Raw genomic sequence first — 16309 nt, 5'->3', positions numbered from 1 at the left:
TTTATGTTATTCAGTTGTTGATTCTAATTCTGATGCACCCAGAACCCGCGTAAGCTCTACTATCTCTTGCCTTAATGCACTTCTGCCTTGAGCTAATTTTTGGCGTGTTTCTTCACTCCTGCGGGCGAACTCTTCATTTTCTCCTAGCCGTTTCAATAACCTGTCTCGGTGATCGTTTATGAAGCGAGATTGTTCCTCTGCGAGAGAAATACTTTCTGCCTCAAGAAGTTCCAGACGGCCTACTAATTTTTTAATATACCTAAGCAACGCTGCTTGGTCAGATTCTCCTCTTGGGAAAATGTCCCAGAAGATTCTGTCTCTATCTGTCCCCTCAGTATCTGCTCTAGTGCTTCTGAACGGCTTATCTTCCCTCCCATCTCCGTCTGATATTTCTCTATGTAATCCAAAACCATTGGTGTCAGGGCAATAGAAATTTTTTTCTTTGCTACTCCATGATATTTGTTTGCTACTTTCGGCATTACTGTGTTTGGCCTCCTGTTTTCCTACCATGATATATCATCCTCCGAAAAAACGTTTTCCTACTATGTTGACATTATATATATGTTTTGCTACTATAGCGACATAAGCAAAGAAAGGGAACGTAGGAGAAAGCGCGAATGCCGGAAACCACAGCTAGTACCTAATTTGCTTAAACAGTTAAATGCTCGGAAAAATCCAGAAAAATTAGGCTTTTCTACTTAGTTGAGAAGCCATAAGCGGGACTTCTAATAGGTAGCCCCAAATGTCCCATAACAAGGAGGTGACTATAGCGATCTTGTGAAGCGTCCATAAATCTAATTGATTGATAACTATTACTTTTTAATTCTCTACTTGCAGGGTTTAACCACCCTGCTTCCTTGAAACGCCAAAAATGCCAGAATACGTTCAACTTGAACTAGACCTGAGAATACAAAACTACCGTGGCTCAGGCCGTAAATCAGCAAAATTATTAAACCTTGAAAAAGCTGTACTCCAAGCACAAAAAAAGTGGTGGGAGCAACTTTTAATGACAGACCAAGAATTTTTGCGTCAGATGTTATCTGTTTTGCGTCGGAATAATAATGAAAGCAAAAAATATGAACAGCTTAGTAAGGATCTTAGCAAAAATCCCGCTAAAGATAGGAATAGAAATTGATAAGCTCTTAGGTATCTTCCTGGCAGCTTCAATTTACAAAGAACTAGCCATCTCAATTTATAAATCCCGCTCTAATCCTGATTTTTCGTCAGACGATTGCTTGAAATCTGCTGTTGAATTTTCGTTCAGAGCAGCAACCATATTTGATAGCAAAAGGAAGAAAAAGTCTGAGGCGACGGAATATAATCAGCTTGAACTAGATTAATTATAGCGATCGTGACTCAGGCCGTAAATCAACAAAATTATCAAACCTTGAAAAAGCTGTACTCCAAGCCCAGAAAGAATGGCGGAAACAACTTTTAATGACAGACCAAGAAATTTTACGTCATGTTCTATTTCCCCACATCTTTCCCCCTCAACACTAATAAAAAATTCACCAAAAGGACATTCGGAATATGCAAAAAGGATATTGGGACACCAAAAAACCAGCCAGAATTTCAGAATTTAAAGAATTTTTCGCGCACTTCCTTTCCTCAGACCCAAGCTTAAGCAGCAAAATCAGAAAATACGGTAACAGCGATTTGCGTTGCTTAGATACTTGGCAAAAAGCCTATGCAGACAGGGAAAATATTAAGCGTATGCGCATACAAGAACTGAAAGACCTGCAATTTAGCAACGAAGACATTAATATTATGCTTGGTGAACAAGTTGATGTGACAGCTACCATCCCTGACAACCAAGAACAGTTAGAGATAGCACAGAAGGAAACTAACTCAACTATTCCCTCACGACCCAGTACTCGCAAACTTCCACACCTAAAGCTATTTCCTTTGCCAGCTACGCAGAGTTTTAATCCTATGGATAAAGATTTTCAAATTCAGAGGCTAGAAAATTGCCTTGCTCTTACACCATCTCATATAGACAGGAATTCTGACAGTCAGCATCAATGGATACAGCTTAGGGAATTTGTGCGTAACGTGATTCATAGTTTTTATGGTCGCCAATATAATTTTGACTGTGAATTCATCTATTCTCAAGGAAAACACATCTATTCTTTTGATTCGAGAGAATGCCATTATCAAGTGTTATTTCGCCATAAAGACCGAGTAATTGAAATAATCGAGAGCGATCGCGACAAAGACCTTGCTAGGGCACTTCCTAAAAGAATTATTATTCTTAGACCTAGCGACATTGCCAAGGGCAATATTCAATGCCTACAGGAAGGATTAAGAAATAACACATTGGCTTTGATGTTCCGATAGCAAGACTAGATGAAAGACTTCTTGTTTGTGAAAAACTAATGGCTGAAGTACTTGTATCAGCTCAAATCTATAAAGAGCTAGCGATTGAGATTTATTTGCGCGAAACTCGTGGAGAAAAATTGAAAAATTTAGAACCGCAAGCAATGGTCAGGGAATTGAAAGCTGCTGCTGATTATTCGGTCATAGCATCAAACATATTCTCTGATGCCAACAAAGAGTAAGACGGCTTCCACTGGTAGCTTCACCAAGCTACTTTTCTCTCCAGTTGAAGAGTCGCTTGGTGAGGCTATCAGTTGATAGCTTCAAATACTAAAAGAAAAAGGAGGTGTATCAACTACTAAATTTAAAACCTTTATATTTCTCGAATCGCTATCTATCAGTTGCAATGCAGGGTGCTCAAACCCTGCTTCCTTAAAAACGGAGTTTTCAAATGACAACATATCTCGCGTTCAACGAGCTTCCTATTGAGAAGCTTGAAGATGGATGGACATTATCTGTTGAAGAAGTGTCAGTAAGGGACTTTTTAGAAGATGAAAATGTACCTATTCCGATAGTTTCAGCTCGAACAGCCCCACTGTACGAAGTTTTTGAAGCTTTCTATGGGGATTTGGACATTGAAATGGTACACATGGATGGCACGAACAAGTTTAAGAACTTCAACCATTTAGACAGAATTTATGTGGTGCAGTTTGCCGGCCTTGTATCAGGCAAGCATCATTACAGCTCTGAGGAGATAGGTAATTGTGACGACCCTAGTGATTCTTTCAAAAGATTTACGGTATTTCATGGAACCAAAATCTTTACTAACATTGCTTATGAATGAAAGAGAAGCGAACTCCCTTCCGGTAGTCCCTTGGAGCTGCAAGCATTTAGCAAACAGTACTTTGACAACCCAAATAGAAAATGACAAAACCACTAGGATACTACGGGGCAAGCAAACAAGTTGCTCATAATTTAGATCCTGACGGGAAGCCACCAATAGTTGCTTCGGATATTGCGCAGAGGTTTTTTCAGTCCCTTGAAGAAGAATATCCTCAGATGAAAAATATGACTGAAAGAGACAAAAAGGCGATCGCCAAATGGGTTGTAAATGAAAGCCCATCTTTCTCAACCGAAGGAATTTATTAATAGATTTTTCAATGGAAAATTAGACATGACCGTTTGAGTCGTTAGGTTTAAATTCATTCCTGATGCTCAGAATGCTTGAGGTAAGTTCATTAGACATGAAATTTCCTGACAAAGAAAAAGTTTTTGCTTACACCCCTAAAATCATTAAAGATGACTTCTGCTAACGAAACAAAAAACGAATTAGCCAAGTTCCGCTTGAGTGTTCAGAAAGACAGCTTGAAACTCCAAGTAAAATCCCTAGAAAAGCAACTTGGAGTGCTGCACCTAGCCCTTGACTCTATAGCATTAGAGGAAGAAAATCTCGAAAAAAAAGGTGATTACAGCCTATCATCCTTACCTTTGACTCTATTAAATGAACTGTCAAGGATAACGTCAGAGATTGATTTTTCATTATCATGCTTTGTAATCCTGAAAGAAATTGATTTAACAAGCATTCCCTTCAGAATTACCATTTTGAGCGGAGAAGACCAGGTTTTAGCATTTCTCTGTATAGACATCAACCAACTTGATTGCACGGATGCCAAATTCCATATTGAGTGGGAGTCTGATGAGTTCAAAGAATCTCGATCGGGGAAAATTTTAGCTGAAAAAATTAACAGCCTGAATAAGTAGATTTTTGCGCCCGTTTTTTGCTACAGAATTTTCTATTCTGTAGCAAAAAACGGGCCACCAAGCAAACTCAAGCTTTAGTCACATAACTCAATCAGTAACTATAAGGAATAAAAAATGCCAGACAATAACTATATCAAAAAGCAAGCAGCTAAAATGCAATCAGCTACTCATCCAAGAATTAAAGAAGATGCAGGATGGCGCATTCTTAGTAATAGTGATGAGCCAGGATTATCAGACGATGGTACTCTTACCCCTGAACAAATGCAGAAAGCACAAGCTATAGCTTCGGAGGCATTGAAACAATGACTAATTCTTTGATTTTCTGTTTTATTGCCACTGCTCTCTGGCTAACAGCAATTAACTTCATCTGCTTCTTAAATTGATGAAATGCCCCCTATCATAATACTTAGGAGCGACAACTACTGCCTTGTGAGTTTTAAATTTATAAAAAAACTAGCAAGCACTTGTGTTGGCTAGCGTATTAATTACCCGTTTCACTTCGTAAAACTAAAATATCAGGAGACCAATAAATGTTTTCCTTTATCAGTCCCGTTACCAATTTAATAGGCTTTTTGAGCCAAGAGGAAGCTTTACCTAGGATCTACCTCGGTTTATTGTCACCCACAACTAAGTCCATTACTAACTCTGTAGGAGAATTTAGATTCTACTATAACCGTCTTCTTGGCTATATTATCTATAATCTTGAATCTGCCATCGCAGAGATAGAAGGTAAAGCGATAGAACCCTGTTCCGTCGGAGCGATCGTAACAGCTTCAGCAGAAGAAGCAAAAGCTTTGATTGTTGAACAAGCTCAAGCTTTACCAGTATCTCAAACTCCAGAAATAGTCGAGACAGAAGATGATTCAGATTGGCCGATACTAGAGATTGAAATCGAGGACGACTCACTTAAAGATAGGATGCTAGCGTGCAAATGCCAGCAACAGCTAGAAACATTCAAAGCAGAAATCGGAGTACAGAAAGAATTTGAGCTATGGGAAGAACTAGACATTTTAGAACGCAACTACATTAAATCAATCAGCTTGTCTTATAGTCCCACTAAAGCACCTGCAACTACAGGCTGCTTATTCCAGTACACTGACGATAAGAAAAACAAGCATACAGCACATCTTATTGGGCACTACCTTTATGGCGAGCCTCTCAAAGATAGTGAGCGTTCAATCTTGATTTTTGGAGCGCTAAAACCAATAGTAGTTAAAAAATCTGCACTGAAAACTTACTCCGCAAAAGGCCAGGAGCCTCCATCCTCGTGCGAACTTGAGCAGCTACAGCGCTTCCTCATCAAACCACGAATGCAAGATGATGAGCCAACAACAGAGGCAGTCGCAACTAATTTATTTACAGGAGCCACACCATCCCCAAAGCCAAAAAATGGTTCAAAGATTGGAAAAAAGCCAGACTCGATACTTTCAAAGCCAAACGCAGAAACGCAAATAAAGCTAAACCTTTATGCTAAACCAACGCCGGAGCTTAAAAAGGTCAAAGCAGCTCCTACTCCAGCGTTGGAGGCGATAGCCTCTAAATTGAAATTCTATCAGCCCCAAAGCGATCTGATTTTCGAGTACGAACAGGTCAAAGATTCAATTTACCTTGGCATCGTTCATGGAGACTCTGAGGTAGCCTGCTTTGAAGACAGTGGCGGCGATGTTTATGTAGTAGGGAGTAATAAACTTACTTTTCATGGTTTTACCAAAGAAGAAATAGACGCTGCATTTGAGTCAGGAGAAGCGGTCTATGAGCAGCAACCAAAAAAGGCATAAAGCCATTGTTTGGGAAGGTTTCTGACACCCTTCCCGCTGCGGAATGGAAAGCGAGAGACAATGGCTACACCTGCAATCCCGAATATTTGGAGTATGCAGCACTTTATGACTTCGATGAACCTACCTGGTACAAACTAATACAAGCTGAGATTGAGAAATTAGAAGGGTTCAAAATTGGCCATGACGAGATAATTATGAAGGTTTGGCAGTGGGGTACAGAAATCGGCTCTTGTTACCATCACGGTACGTACTTGAGTATCACTCCTAGCCTAGTAAATGAACTGGCAAAGTATGATTTAGATTTGGAAGCCTTCATGACAGCGTCGTCCATCAGCTACCAGCTCATCAAACCCAAGCACATCTTACATCCCAAAAACAGGCCAGACCTACATCTTAGCATTCAGTGGTCAAAAGACTTGTATCCCAATGATGGGTGCATCAACGGACATTATTTCGGCTATCACCGCAATGACTATCACGGCGACTATATTGAATTAGTATATCGCCATCAGATTTACCAGTCCAACTGGTTACACAACCCAGACTATCTAAAACCCTACTTTGACGCCATCTGGAAAGAAATTAAATCAAAAGAAATATTTCGTCATCCAAAAGAAATCAGTTTAGGTAGTAAGGTAGCGAGTTACTTGCCAGATGGCTATAAAGCTTACATGGTAAGTACCGACTGTCAAAGCCAATGCCGAATCCAGAAAAATGTCAAACAGTACTGCTACCTCAAGCGTTGGCGCGAGCAGGAATATTACATATCGGCCTTGACCAACTTCAGTCTAGCACCTCGCGAGACTGCCTCCAGCCTAAGAGAAGCAATAAGAATCGCATTAAGAATGATTGACAACCAATAAAGGTAATGCTAACGAAAATACCAGAAATCAACCCACTGGACTTGCTTTACAACCCCTATCAACCTATTGATCGGCATGAGCTAGCCGAGCTATTAGGAGTGTCGCAGAACACAATATACTCTTGGCAAGAAGGACGACGTCGGCCTGCTATCCCTGTGAAGAAGCTAGCAGCAATGATTTTATCTCAGTGGCGATCGCAATCAATAACAGCATGAATATGTCCAATGACGTCATGGCCTCACTCAAAAAATGGGGTCTTTTTTTTTATGAGAGAAATATTTTTTTGACAATGTACGTTGCTCCCATTGAGTAGTTCTGCAATGATATTAATATGAACAAATGAGAACAAATAAACACCTTCAAAACAAGGATTTTGTATGATAGCAACGACCAAAAGCGCAAATAATACTAAGCTAGAACAAATGAGAACAGCCTATCTAAATATAGGTATTGACAGTGGCAATGGATTCCTCAAAGCCTTTTCCGATATGGGTCATAGTACTAAGATACCTAGCTATATCTATAACCCCAAAGCTGAAACCGAAAGTAACATAGTTGCCAACGAAGGATGCTCTGTGGTATATGTTTCCGGCCCTCGTTATGGAGAGTTAGGGAATCAACAATGGTTGATAGGTTCACCTGCTTACAGTGCTAGTCCTCAAGGGAAATTAGAAGTTGCTCAGTTAGCTAGAGGCAAGGTTGATTACGCGCTGCAACTGTTTTTAGGTGCTATTGGCTGTATGGGTATTGAATCCGATAATTTAGAAGTGAATCTCTGTATATCAATCCATCATGCCAAGAGTTTCAGAGAAGACCTGGTCAAAGCACTAAAAGGTTGTCACACAGTAGAGTTGGGCAGTAGAAATTACAACATAACTGTCAACAAAATGTTAGTCGTTAATGAGGGAATGGGAACGCTGGCTAGCTTGCTAGCCGATGGTCGTGTTAGCCAAAACCATAAGCTATTACTTTTGGATTTGGGGTATGGCACGAGCATCTCGACCGTGTACCAGTTTGGAAAGCAGATCGACAGGAATGTGATGAATTTTGGTGTAAGAGATTTATACACAGCGATCGCCAAACATTCCGACATGATGAAAGCCAAAAACGGTCGTGAAGGTGACTCATTCATAATCCGTGAAGGTATTGAATCTAAGTCTTTCCAATATGGAAAATATCAACCTTTTAGCTTTGCTGAAATTTACCGTAATTGTCTACAAGTTTGGGCAAATGAAAATTTGAGAACTACTTTGTCCGACCTCAAAGATCAAATTGATTCTGCTGATTGTATGTTTGCTGTTGGCGGTGGTGCTTGCTTACCAATGGTTGATAGACATCTTCAGTCTAAAGGTTTCCAAGTTCTCCCTAATGCCCACACTCTCAACGCTGAAGGTCTCTTAGCATTAGCAAAAAACAAATTAGGAGGCAGCAAATAAATGAATAATTGGCAGTCAAGGAAAGCTTCTATCCGTCCCCATCAACTGTCATTTCTAAGGCAGATAGCTGATGAAATGGAATTTCCTTCTATTTCTGATGCCGTTGATTATGTGATAAATGAGTATAAAAAACATAGGCTATCTTCTTCAGCTGTGCCAACACCTACACATATAGAACAAGCGTTGCCAGCAGTAAACCTAGATAATGCTTTTGGTAGTTTAGATTTGGAGGATTAACCATGTCAACGGAACAAGATTTTCAACAACTTTATCAGCAGATTCAATTACAAATTAAGCAGCAAGAATTAATCCTTTATTCTCTCTATCAAACCAGAATAAAAATCAAATCTCAATTACTAGAGCAGAAGCTGAATCAAGGAGAAAATTATGGAAACAGGAGAGTTTGAGGAACAGCTAAAACAACTTGACTTGTTGCTTGATAAATGCACTCAAAAATATCAAGAGGGGATGAAGCTAACAGATGAACTACTGTCTAAACTGGACAAAACTAAGCCTCAAAAAACAGAAAAATCAGAATAACAGGAGGATTAATTGTGTTTAATTTTAAAGGCAATAAAAAAGCCAAGATGCCGAATAGTAATCATGGCACTATTACCCCAAATAACTATGGCTATAAAGATTTAAGAGACATTTTTAGCGACGACAATGATTTGTTTCTGGAAATTATTTTTAATGGTGGTGTTGTCACTGATGAACAGCTAGAAAAAATCACGGCAAAAGCTGACGAAAGAGTAGAAATTGCTGAAAAAGTAGTAGAAGCTGGTGAGAAAATAATTAGTCTAAGTGATGCAAATACTAAGATTGTTTCCACTCATTCTAAAGTATTTAGCAGAATTGGTACTAATAATCAAAAAAGATTTGATTCTGTGGCACGACAATATACCACAATGGACAAAACACAGGCCGGATATGACTTAACCACAGAACGACGGAATGATAAATACAGCAACATCAGAACTACTTACGATTTCGCGATCGCAAATCTTAGAGCTACTGCCCAAGTTAGAAGACAACAGCTTGACATTAAGCATGAAAAGTTACAGAAACAACTAGAAAAGCAGCTCCGTAATTCAAAACGTAGTCCTAGACGCAAGAAAGCAACAGTTTAATTATCTAAAAATAGAGGGTACTCGTAACCCGAGTACCCTTAGACTTTAATAACTAACTAAAAGTAATATGAACAAATTAATTTGGTACGGTTCCTTAACCGTACTTTCTGCTAATTTAACAGTTTTTGTTAGCTATCTAGCAATACAATTTTCAGCTCTACGAATTGTCTATATTCTATTAGTAATAGCTATCGGCTGGTTCTTTAAGTCCCAGTTCAGTGAAGGATTTAGGCAGGCGTTCGCTGACTCACTAGGAATAGATGAGGGCGAGTTTATTATGATTCTTTTTTGCTTATTAATAGGTGCTTTAGTTGGAGGAGCGGGGACATGGATAAATCAAGTCCTTTAATATGTTTAATAGGGAGTGCTGGCTGTTTGCTGATAGCACTTCACGGCAAGCAGTCACCTACAGGAGCAATGGCAGCTAGTCTAGGTGGTGTAATATTAGCTCAAACAGCCATGAGCAAAGCATCTGAAAGGTTCATTGATGATGAGGTTAATGTCATCCTACGTAATACAGAAATTAGCAAGTTTGAACTAGCAGCACAAGCGGAATTAGCTGCACTACTGCCAGAAGAAACACAAGCTGAAATTATTGACGTACAAGCTACTGAGACTATTCCTGAAAATACAGATAAGTACAACTGGGAGCAAATAGTAGATGAGAACTGCTTACTTATTGGTGGTGAACCAGGAAGTGCAAAAACTTCAGTTGCAGCGGGTTATATTGTACCCAAAATTTCTCAAGCGTACTCCTCAGAAATTATAGTGTTAGATTCTCATGCTAAAAAGAACGACTGGCAAGGTATAGGTTATCACAGAGTAATTAATGATTATGAGCAAATTTACGAGTGTTTGTTGTGGCTAGATGAAGAGAGAGAACGTCGTCGTAATAGTGAAGAAAATCATCATTTAATCATCTGTATATTTGATGAAATTAATGATATGTGGAGTTACTTGGAAAGATACGACAAACAAAACAAAACTAAGAGGTTGAGTAATGCTCAACTCATCCTCCAAACATTGCTGAATTGCCGTAAATTTGACATTTTAATTATTGGCATGATGCAGTCGCATTTGTGTGAGGATATAGGATTGTCAGGAGCTATTAGAAGGCAATCAATGATCATTCTATTGAATGGTGCTGCTAGAGAAACAGCAAGTCAAAACAAAAAGAAATTATCCGATCAACAATATACCTATTTAACTGATAAAAACAGACCTTATTGTTGCCTAATTACGGGCTATCAATCTACGACAATAGCAGACCATCCTACTCACGGAAATCATACTACTTTTGCCAAGAAAGGAAAAACACCAGAGAACGTAAGTAAACCTAAAAATTGGAATATTGTAACTATACCTTTTGCCAAAAATTATATTAGTAATGTAGAGCAAAATAACGACAGTAATGGTAATAACATTATTCACACAGAGACTGGCAGATTCGACCTAAATAAAGAGAGTGTTAGTGATGAAGATGAGGGTGAGGATGAGAGTGAGACCTCACCCACCCCTCACCCTAAAGCACAAGAGCTAGAAGACATACTTAGTAAAGGATGCAGTGACCTATCACCCCTAGCACTCATTCCTGATAATTGGTCTCCAGTCAGTCCTAAAGTGGATAGTTTAGATGCTGAGGTGAGGGGCGTGATGGTGAGTTTAATTAATATTAATACCCCTAAAGAGGAGACGATTAAATTAGTTTTTGGCTGTTCTAAATCTGGCAAGTCTAAATCCTGGAAGGCTGCCTCATATTGGTACGACGAAGTTAAATCTCAAACTAGCTAAGGAATGAATAAAATGACTATCAACTCAACCAAATCAAATCTACTTATTTTAAAGAGGTATATTAAGCTATTAAAGCCTCTTAGTATCAGCTGCGGAGTTGTGGCGATCGCCGGACTAGCAATTTACCCATTAATTAATACTAAATCTCTGGAGAAAGCTGAGGAAAAAGTAGAGCAAAATAAGAGTATACTATCTCCAGCGCCTTACACAATTGTCATAGGGGAAAAGGATAATGAAGTAATTCTCAGATTCCACAATCAAAAGTCTGAATTACATCTAAAAAATATAACTACTATTGAGTATAATTGCTTGCTTAATGGTGGTGGAATAAATTGCGTCCTGGCTCAAGCTTATCAACCAAAATCAAAAGTAGTGAGAGCTGAACAAAGCCAGGCAGCAAAAGCAGGAGTCAAGCAGCAAGCTTGGAAGATTCTAGACATAGAAATTAGCAAAAATATGATGGGAAACATAATATTTGTTGGCGGTGTATTTTTAGGGCTTTTGTTATTGAATCAATTCAAAAAATAAAAAATTATGAACAACTCTGAAATTGAATGGACAACCGTTACATGGAATCCAGTAACAGGATGTGACAAGGTTAGCCCTGGCTGCGCACATTGCTATGCTGAGAGGCTCGCTAATACCAGGCTGAAAAGATTCTATCCCAATGGGTTCTCAGAGGTAAAACTACACCCGGAACGCCTTAAACAGCCGCTTAAACTCAAAGATCCTTGTGAGATTTTTGTTAAATCAATGAGCGATTTATTCCACGAAAAAATACCTCTAGAATATATCCAGCAAGTATTTGATATAATTGCTCAGACTCCTCATCATGTTTGTCAAATTTTGACCAAAAGGGCCGAGAGGCTAGCAGTATTAGCTCCTCAATTAGAATGGTATTCTAAAAAGAGTGGAATGAAAAACCATGTTTTAAAAGTCTCGAAAAGGAAACATATAATAACTCCTGAATAATATTTTTTTTCTACTGCAAATGAAAAAGAGATCATGAGACAAAGTCCACTAAAAAAGTAGTAAAATAGGATTTGATTAATGAAAAAATGTCCGATAGGATTTGATTGCAATTTTTTTCCTGACAACGTTATTGATGGCATTAGTTATTGCGTTAATCACTATAGATGCTGTCAGTTAAGCGAAGCATTGCCCTTACCTTATGAAGTATTTCCAGACAAGTTAGTGGTTTTTATCTGTGGATACCCTGAAAACACTCTTGAAGATTTGGAAAAATGCGGATGGGCAGAAGCTTGGCGTATTCCTTATTCTTTTTACGAGAAGGAAAGCAGTGAAGATTGCTCCTGCTTGGAGGTTTACTTTCCTTGTAGTCCAGAAGAACAGACTAAAGCCTATCAAGAGGCTGGATGGTATGAAGCTATTGCCAACCCTAATTATAGCGAATGCTTTTCGAGCAAAGAGGCTGAAGATAGAGCAAGGAAAGATTTTCCACAGCTTTTCCCTGATAGTTTTGATGTCGATTTTTACAGCAACCTAGAACTTGACGAAGATGGGACTATTTGCATTATGCCAATTGCCCAGTCTTTTCCTTTAGAGTTCTTTGGATTCAAGCCAGATGAAAGCGACTTACCCCGCTAAGGAGCTACAGCTTAGTAGGAATCCCCGCGCCTTTAGGCCGGGGAGGATGTCAAAGCCTTGGCCAAATATGATTACAGTCCTGGCAATAACAATTAACATGACCTGTGGTAATATTTAAAGATTTGCATCTAGGGCAAATTTCACATTTTTGATCTTTCCTGCGATCGCAATTCGATAGATATTTAAGCTTCCGAATCAACTCTTCAAGTAGTTGTCTTGCATTAAACGCTCTCATTGCTTTAGTTTTCCACAAAAGCCGGACAAGTTCCCAATCCCCAGTCAACGTACAGATAACGAGGGTCTGTATCTCTCAACCATTCAACAAGTCGTTCCATGTGCTCTACCGAATAAAGACCTATACAGCCAGCGGTTCCCGGAGAGTAACCTTGGTTCCAGTCAATATGAATCTCAATTGCGCTTCTTTCAGTACTATTAGGTTCGATATAGTCCAAGGGCACTGTCACTGGACCAATTCCAGTAGACCATACATCACCTTCGTAATTGTCAATTCCTGCTGCCCATTCAATATCGTGGACATACCATTTCCCTTCTGGCAAGGGTTCTAATGAACCAGCCCAAGAATCCAGCCCAACTCTAAAATTCTGCCTTCCAGGAGAGCCGGAGCAGCAAGGAATACTGTCAATCACTTCAATGTCACTGAAGTCTTCTCTGATATATTGCAGATTCAGAATATTGCAGCCAGTATAATCTTTTTTCTCGGTATTAAATAAAAATAAAAAATTCTTAGACATTGTTTCTCTTTATAGTCCTTAATTGTTTTTCCTTTTTTTGCTGCATCCATGATAGTCATAGGCTTTTATTCTTTTTTCATTTATTGTGCCCAGAATTTCCTAAATGCTTTCTCTTTACTTTTAATTGCGTTGATTTACCTGAATCTATTTGACGAATGGTTTCTTGAATATCATTTACCACTTTTATGTAATAATTAGCGGAGTTTTCTGTAAAGCCGCTAGCTCCTATCGCAGTCTCGCAAATAGTGTCTATTTTCCCCAACTTGCTTTCTAAAACTTTCAATTTATTACTATCTTCTTCTAGGCGAGATACTTTGGACTTTAAATTTTTAAAGCTTTCTTTTCTTTGGGATAATACAATGGGTAGAGCAATTGTTGCAATAGTAACAATTGCTCCTACTATTATTGATATCAACTGATAAAATTCGTTGTTAAATTTTACCTGCTGAACTAAAAAAAAACAAAGTTTGCTTCCAATAACATTTATTTGCTTGAGATTAAATTTTTTGTTCTGACTTCAAAATACAAGACAAAAAAAGCCCATCCAATTATTAAAATTTTTGTTGCTACAGATAAAATTAAGATATGTTGATAGGAATTTTCCACTTGTTATAAATAGTCTGCAGCGATAGATAGAAATAAAAAACCGACAGGCTTTAAACTTTTTCTTACTCTTTCTGAAATAAATACAACAGCGAGAAATAGCAAGAGAACTGAAATTAGAATAAGACACCAAAAATTCATCATATCAATTTATTTAAACCCTAGAAATATTCTTGCTTCTGCAATTATACTCTAATCTTAAACCGTCCTACCTTTAAGGCTTTACCGAAAAATTGGGTTTAAAGCCTCGCCCATAAGCGGGCGACTTTTTATTTGCAAGTAAATTGAATATATGCTACAGTACTAACAGTTGCCGGGGGCACTCGGAAACTCTAAACGGACGTGGAGGCAAGCATAAGACTACTGTCAAAGTAGCAGCAGCCTAAGAAGCGTCAACCCGCCGAAGAGCTACGGCTCAGTAGGAATCTTCGTGCCTTTAGGCCGGAGAGGATGTCAACCTTCTGTCATAAATCTGTATATGCTTCGACAATTACTGAATAATCGTCCTCGGTAATCATCCCAAATCTTTTGAATCTCCAGCTAGGAATATACTTCTTTATCTCAATAACCGGAGGTATTTTTTCTTCAAAAGAAACTGGCAAAACAATCACCAAAGGCGAGGAAAGGTCTGGATAAACAAATTTAGCCTCGCCAACAAAGTCTGTCCAAGCCTTTCTAATCAATAATTGACTTCTTACCGTGCTAGAAGGAGCTAGCCATGTCAGCCTGATCAGATCAGTCATGCCGATCTGAACCGTCGTTCTTTTCCAGGTAAAGTCGGGTTTGATCATGCCTATGGGTTGAAAACTAGGCACTTTGCCTCATTGCCTCTAGTATTTCAGCGAAAAGTCTTTCATCTTCTAGACGCTTTTCTTCTATGAGAATGTGCTCTTCTAGCTCCCCTCCAAAAACGTAATCCAGTAATTCTTTTGAACTAGCTTCACGCCTCAGTCCATCAGGAGTCTCTATTAAGTGGATGGGGTCGCAAACATACTTTTGTTTTTGCTGCCACCAATACAATGGAGCATTGTCCAAAGTACTTTGATATTGAGGATGACCCGGAAGTATTAATTGCATTCCTTAGTCTCTACTCAAATTCCAAAAGTGGACTTGTACTCCTCCATCCTGCCGGAAGCGCTTTCCCGAACTCGTAGTAACAGGAAACGTTGTCCACTTTTCCTGTTGCAGCTTCCCCTGTTAAAGGTTTGACTGCCTGCGGGGGGCGGGGTCTGTTTGCTTCAAGAACGACCTCTCTCCAATCGTTCGCTGTTTCAGGGAAAGTTACACCCAGCGCTACTAAGTCATTTTTTATTCTAGCTAACTGCCTCAAAAGAGGTCTCCAGCCCCACTGAATATCTCCTCCTACGCTCGGGCATTTTACCGTAGCGATAATAGATCCTTTTGCGGTATTTGTGGCGCTGCTTAAACTAGGCTGCGCCTGCTGGCCTGTAAACAAAAGGCGCTCTATAGTTCTCCAGCCAGCAGCATAAGCAGCTTCATAATTTTCACTCGAACAAAACCCACTGATTTTCTTTACTTTGTGCCTCATCACTCTTGGACGAGGAGATCTGGTTTTGGTTATAAAAGGGGTTGAAGTTAATTCTGGCAAAGATCCTGTAATCTGCTGTTGTCCTAATATACTGACCTCAGAAAAGTTTGTGTTAGTCGCGAACATATACGCGAGCTTCAAGGAAGCTGAACTTGGATGAGAAAAGACAACATATCTAAGGTCTTTGTCGCCATAAGGGTTGGTCGCTGCCATTTTTTTTCTCCTTCTTGCAAAACTTGTATTAAACCTAGTGTCAAATTTGCTGACTCAATCAAGCCAAAATTCTATATCAGGTTAGGAATTGTAGAGATGACGTCTTCTACTGCGCTTCCTTGAAGCAAGCACGAAAAGCACCTAGACTGTTTAGTTTCGCCAGTACCCGGAGGAAAAGTTGTTGTTTGAACAGCTCCACGACTGATTTGCATCGCAGCTACTCTTTCTCCAGCTTCAACCGCGTCATTTTGCAGCTGCTGCGCAACAGCAAAAGCTTGGTTTAGCTTAAACATCAATAGCAAAGCATCGTCTGTATCTTCGTACACAGCTCCTATCGTCACTCCAAGTCCCGCGGAAGAAATTGCTGCCCTAAAATCAGCAATCTCTACCTTATGTGGTGATGGCATATGTTCTTCTCCTTTAGTATCACAACACTAAAATAGTAGCGCAAGAAATCAATACCGACAAGCAACACAAGCGTATTTTAGTATAGTTTAGTCATCATTCAA

At 39.2% G+C, this 16309-nt stretch carries 27 protein-coding genes; 20 read left to right on the top strand and 7 right to left on the bottom strand.

What is annotated here, in order from left to right; all coding sequences use genetic code 11:
- Window positions 1-6: 6 nt before the first annotated feature.
- Window positions 7-510: a hypothetical protein gene (locus F6K15_RS24850; RefSeq protein ID WP_293065752.1), complete on the bottom strand. Its 504-nt coding sequence runs from the start codon at window positions 508-510 to the stop codon at window positions 7-9.
- Window positions 511-871: 361 nt separating this feature from the next.
- Between F6K15_RS24850 and F6K15_RS24845 the strand changes: the two genes are divergently transcribed.
- The 20 genes from F6K15_RS24845 to F6K15_RS24750 all read left to right on the top strand — a co-directional run bounded on the left by F6K15_RS24845 (window position 872) and on the right by F6K15_RS24750 (window position 12683).
- On the top strand, window positions 872-1135 hold the full coding sequence (locus F6K15_RS24845; protein WP_293065749.1) for a hypothetical protein: 264 nt from the start codon (window positions 872-874) through the stop codon (window positions 1133-1135).
- Between the two features lie 395 nt (window positions 1136-1530).
- Entirely contained in the window at window positions 1531-2337 is an 807-nt protein-coding gene (locus F6K15_RS24840) for a hypothetical protein (protein ID WP_293065746.1), read from the top strand.
- A 38-nt stretch (window positions 2338-2375) separates the two neighbouring features.
- A complete protein-coding gene (locus F6K15_RS24835; RefSeq protein WP_293065743.1) occupies window positions 2376-2558 on the top strand; it encodes a hypothetical protein in 183 nt (60 codons plus the stop codon).
- A gap of 209 nt (window positions 2559-2767) precedes the next feature.
- Window positions 2768-3160, top strand: a complete 393-nt coding sequence (locus tag F6K15_RS24830; RefSeq protein WP_293065741.1) for a hypothetical protein — start codon at window positions 2768-2770, stop codon at window positions 3158-3160.
- 80 nt (window positions 3161-3240) lie between these two features.
- The gene (locus F6K15_RS24825) at window positions 3241-3465 is read left to right on the top strand and encodes a hypothetical protein (RefSeq protein WP_293065739.1); all 225 of its coding nucleotides are present in this window, start codon (window positions 3241-3243) and stop codon (window positions 3463-3465) included.
- Between the two features lie 150 nt (window positions 3466-3615).
- Window positions 3616-4077, top strand: coding sequence for a hypothetical protein (locus tag F6K15_RS24820; protein WP_293065736.1), 462 nt, complete (start codon window positions 3616-3618; stop codon window positions 4075-4077).
- 114 nt (window positions 4078-4191) lie between these two features.
- On the top strand, window positions 4192-4383 hold the full coding sequence (locus F6K15_RS24815) for a hypothetical protein (protein ID WP_293065734.1): 192 nt from the start codon (window positions 4192-4194) through the stop codon (window positions 4381-4383).
- 224 nt (window positions 4384-4607) lie between these two features.
- Window positions 4608-5855 carry a hypothetical protein gene (locus F6K15_RS24810; RefSeq protein WP_293065731.1) on the top strand — a complete coding sequence of 416 codons (1248 nt, stop codon included), beginning with the start codon at window positions 4608-4610 and terminating at the stop codon, window positions 5853-5855.
- A gap of 5 nt (window positions 5856-5860) precedes the next feature.
- A complete protein-coding gene (locus F6K15_RS24805) occupies window positions 5861-6718 on the top strand; it encodes a hypothetical protein (RefSeq protein WP_293065729.1) in 858 nt (285 codons plus the stop codon).
- A 5-nt stretch (window positions 6719-6723) separates the two neighbouring features.
- Window positions 6724-6933: a DNA-binding transcriptional regulator gene (locus F6K15_RS24800; protein ID WP_293065726.1), complete on the top strand. Its 210-nt coding sequence runs from the start codon at window positions 6724-6726 to the stop codon at window positions 6931-6933.
- A gap of 207 nt (window positions 6934-7140) precedes the next feature.
- On the top strand, window positions 7141-8154 hold the full coding sequence (locus F6K15_RS24795; protein ID WP_293065723.1) for a ParM/StbA family protein: 1014 nt from the start codon (window positions 7141-7143) through the stop codon (window positions 8152-8154).
- On the top strand, window positions 8155-8391 hold the full coding sequence (locus tag F6K15_RS24790; protein ID WP_293065720.1) for a hypothetical protein: 237 nt from the start codon (window positions 8155-8157) through the stop codon (window positions 8389-8391).
- Window positions 8392-8393: 2 nt separating this feature from the next.
- Complete coding sequence (locus F6K15_RS24785; protein WP_293065718.1) at window positions 8394-8561, top strand: hypothetical protein; 168 nt, start codon at window positions 8394-8396, stop codon at window positions 8559-8561.
- Complete coding sequence (locus tag F6K15_RS24780) at window positions 8542-8694, top strand: hypothetical protein (protein ID WP_293065715.1); 153 nt, start codon at window positions 8542-8544, stop codon at window positions 8692-8694. Before F6K15_RS24785 ends, F6K15_RS24780 begins: the two co-directional genes overlap by 20 nt.
- A 14-nt stretch (window positions 8695-8708) precedes the next feature.
- Window positions 8709-9284: a hypothetical protein gene (locus tag F6K15_RS24775; protein WP_293065712.1), complete on the top strand. Its 576-nt coding sequence runs from the start codon at window positions 8709-8711 to the stop codon at window positions 9282-9284.
- A gap of 67 nt (window positions 9285-9351) precedes the next feature.
- Window positions 9352-9633, top strand: coding sequence for a hypothetical protein (locus F6K15_RS24770; protein WP_293065709.1), 282 nt, complete (start codon window positions 9352-9354; stop codon window positions 9631-9633).
- Window positions 9612-11075, top strand: coding sequence for a hypothetical protein (locus F6K15_RS24765; RefSeq protein ID WP_293065707.1), 1464 nt, complete (start codon window positions 9612-9614; stop codon window positions 11073-11075). Before F6K15_RS24770 ends, F6K15_RS24765 begins: the two co-directional genes overlap by 22 nt.
- A gap of 12 nt (window positions 11076-11087) precedes the next feature.
- On the top strand, window positions 11088-11603 hold the full coding sequence (locus tag F6K15_RS24760; RefSeq protein WP_293065704.1) for a hypothetical protein: 516 nt from the start codon (window positions 11088-11090) through the stop codon (window positions 11601-11603).
- Between the two features lie 6 nt (window positions 11604-11609).
- Window positions 11610-12047, top strand: coding sequence for a DUF5131 family protein (locus F6K15_RS24755; RefSeq protein ID WP_293065701.1), 438 nt, complete (start codon window positions 11610-11612; stop codon window positions 12045-12047).
- Window positions 12048-12125: 78 nt separating this feature from the next.
- Window positions 12126-12683 carry a hypothetical protein gene (locus F6K15_RS24750; protein WP_293065698.1) on the top strand — a complete coding sequence of 186 codons (558 nt, stop codon included), beginning with the start codon at window positions 12126-12128 and terminating at the stop codon, window positions 12681-12683.
- Between the two features lie 239 nt (window positions 12684-12922).
- Here F6K15_RS24750 and F6K15_RS24745 read toward each other — a convergent pair whose 3' ends face one another.
- From F6K15_RS24745 to F6K15_RS24720, 6 genes are all read right to left on the bottom strand, one after another.
- Window positions 12923-13435, bottom strand: a complete 513-nt coding sequence (locus tag F6K15_RS24745; protein ID WP_293065697.1) for a L,D-transpeptidase family protein — start codon at window positions 13433-13435, stop codon at window positions 12923-12925.
- A gap of 76 nt (window positions 13436-13511) precedes the next feature.
- A complete protein-coding gene (locus tag F6K15_RS24740) occupies window positions 13512-13850 on the bottom strand; it encodes a hypothetical protein (protein ID WP_293065695.1) in 339 nt (112 codons plus the stop codon).
- Between the two features lie 652 nt (window positions 13851-14502).
- A complete protein-coding gene (locus tag F6K15_RS24735; RefSeq protein ID WP_293065692.1) occupies window positions 14503-14781 on the bottom strand; it encodes a hypothetical protein in 279 nt (92 codons plus the stop codon).
- Between the two features lie 64 nt (window positions 14782-14845).
- Window positions 14846-15115 (bottom strand): hypothetical protein, encoded by a 270-nt coding sequence (locus tag F6K15_RS24730; RefSeq protein ID WP_293065689.1) that lies wholly within the window; start codon window positions 15113-15115, stop codon window positions 14846-14848.
- Between the two features lie 10 nt (window positions 15116-15125).
- Window positions 15126-15800, bottom strand: a complete 675-nt coding sequence (locus F6K15_RS24725; RefSeq protein WP_293065686.1) for a hypothetical protein — start codon at window positions 15798-15800, stop codon at window positions 15126-15128.
- A gap of 71 nt (window positions 15801-15871) precedes the next feature.
- Complete coding sequence (locus tag F6K15_RS24720; protein ID WP_293065684.1) at window positions 15872-16207, bottom strand: hypothetical protein; 336 nt, start codon at window positions 16205-16207, stop codon at window positions 15872-15874.
- Window positions 16208-16309: the final 102 nt, after the last annotated feature.

Source organism: Okeania sp. SIO2B3, assembly GCF_010672525.1.
GTDB lineage: Bacteria > Cyanobacteriota > Cyanobacteriia > Cyanobacteriales > Microcoleaceae > Okeania.
Note: the sequence above shows the minus strand (reverse complement) of the source record. Positions and strands in the feature narration are given on the sequence as shown.

Excerpts from the sequence above, each read along its gene's own strand:
- F6K15_RS24850 (WP_293065752.1), bottom strand. The coding sequence starts at position 510 with ATGGTAGGAAAACAGGAGGCCAAACACAGTAATGCCGAAAGTAGCAAA.
- F6K15_RS24845 (WP_293065749.1), top strand. The coding sequence starts at position 872 with ATGCCAGAATACGTTCAACTTGAACTAGACCTGAGAATACAAAACTAC.
- F6K15_RS24840 (WP_293065746.1), top strand. The coding sequence starts at position 1,531 with ATGCAAAAAGGATATTGGGACACCAAAAAACCAGCCAGAATTTCAGAA.
- F6K15_RS24835 (WP_293065743.1), top strand. The coding sequence starts at position 2,376 with ATGGCTGAAGTACTTGTATCAGCTCAAATCTATAAAGAGCTAGCGATT.
- F6K15_RS24830 (WP_293065741.1), top strand. The coding sequence starts at position 2,768 with ATGACAACATATCTCGCGTTCAACGAGCTTCCTATTGAGAAGCTTGAA.
- F6K15_RS24825 (WP_293065739.1), top strand. The coding sequence starts at position 3,241 with ATGACAAAACCACTAGGATACTACGGGGCAAGCAAACAAGTTGCTCAT.
- F6K15_RS24820 (WP_293065736.1), top strand. The coding sequence starts at position 3,616 with ATGACTTCTGCTAACGAAACAAAAAACGAATTAGCCAAGTTCCGCTTG.
- F6K15_RS24815 (WP_293065734.1), top strand. The coding sequence starts at position 4,192 with ATGCCAGACAATAACTATATCAAAAAGCAAGCAGCTAAAATGCAATCA.
- F6K15_RS24810 (WP_293065731.1), top strand. The coding sequence starts at position 4,608 with ATGTTTTCCTTTATCAGTCCCGTTACCAATTTAATAGGCTTTTTGAGC.
- F6K15_RS24800 (WP_293065726.1), top strand. The coding sequence starts at position 6,724 with ATGCTAACGAAAATACCAGAAATCAACCCACTGGACTTGCTTTACAAC.
- F6K15_RS24795 (WP_293065723.1), top strand. The coding sequence starts at position 7,141 with ATGAGAACAGCCTATCTAAATATAGGTATTGACAGTGGCAATGGATTC.
- F6K15_RS24790 (WP_293065720.1), top strand. The coding sequence starts at position 8,155 with ATGAATAATTGGCAGTCAAGGAAAGCTTCTATCCGTCCCCATCAACTG.
- F6K15_RS24785 (WP_293065718.1), top strand. The coding sequence starts at position 8,394 with ATGTCAACGGAACAAGATTTTCAACAACTTTATCAGCAGATTCAATTA.
- F6K15_RS24780 (WP_293065715.1), top strand. The coding sequence starts at position 8,542 with ATGGAAACAGGAGAGTTTGAGGAACAGCTAAAACAACTTGACTTGTTG.
- F6K15_RS24770 (WP_293065709.1), top strand. The coding sequence starts at position 9,352 with ATGAACAAATTAATTTGGTACGGTTCCTTAACCGTACTTTCTGCTAAT.
- F6K15_RS24765 (WP_293065707.1), top strand. The coding sequence starts at position 9,612 with ATGGATAAATCAAGTCCTTTAATATGTTTAATAGGGAGTGCTGGCTGT.
- F6K15_RS24760 (WP_293065704.1), top strand. The coding sequence starts at position 11,088 with ATGACTATCAACTCAACCAAATCAAATCTACTTATTTTAAAGAGGTAT.
- F6K15_RS24755 (WP_293065701.1), top strand. The coding sequence starts at position 11,610 with ATGAACAACTCTGAAATTGAATGGACAACCGTTACATGGAATCCAGTA.
- F6K15_RS24750 (WP_293065698.1), top strand. The coding sequence starts at position 12,126 with ATGAAAAAATGTCCGATAGGATTTGATTGCAATTTTTTTCCTGACAAC.
- F6K15_RS24745 (WP_293065697.1), bottom strand. The coding sequence starts at position 13,435 with ATGTCTAAGAATTTTTTATTTTTATTTAATACCGAGAAAAAAGATTAT.
- F6K15_RS24735 (WP_293065692.1), bottom strand. The coding sequence starts at position 14,781 with ATGACTGATCTGATCAGGCTGACATGGCTAGCTCCTTCTAGCACGGTA.
- F6K15_RS24730 (WP_293065689.1), bottom strand. The coding sequence starts at position 15,115 with ATGCAATTAATACTTCCGGGTCATCCTCAATATCAAAGTACTTTGGAC.
- F6K15_RS24725 (WP_293065686.1), bottom strand. The coding sequence starts at position 15,800 with ATGGCAGCGACCAACCCTTATGGCGACAAAGACCTTAGATATGTTGTC.
- F6K15_RS24720 (WP_293065684.1), bottom strand. The coding sequence starts at position 16,207 with ATGCCATCACCACATAAGGTAGAGATTGCTGATTTTAGGGCAGCAATT.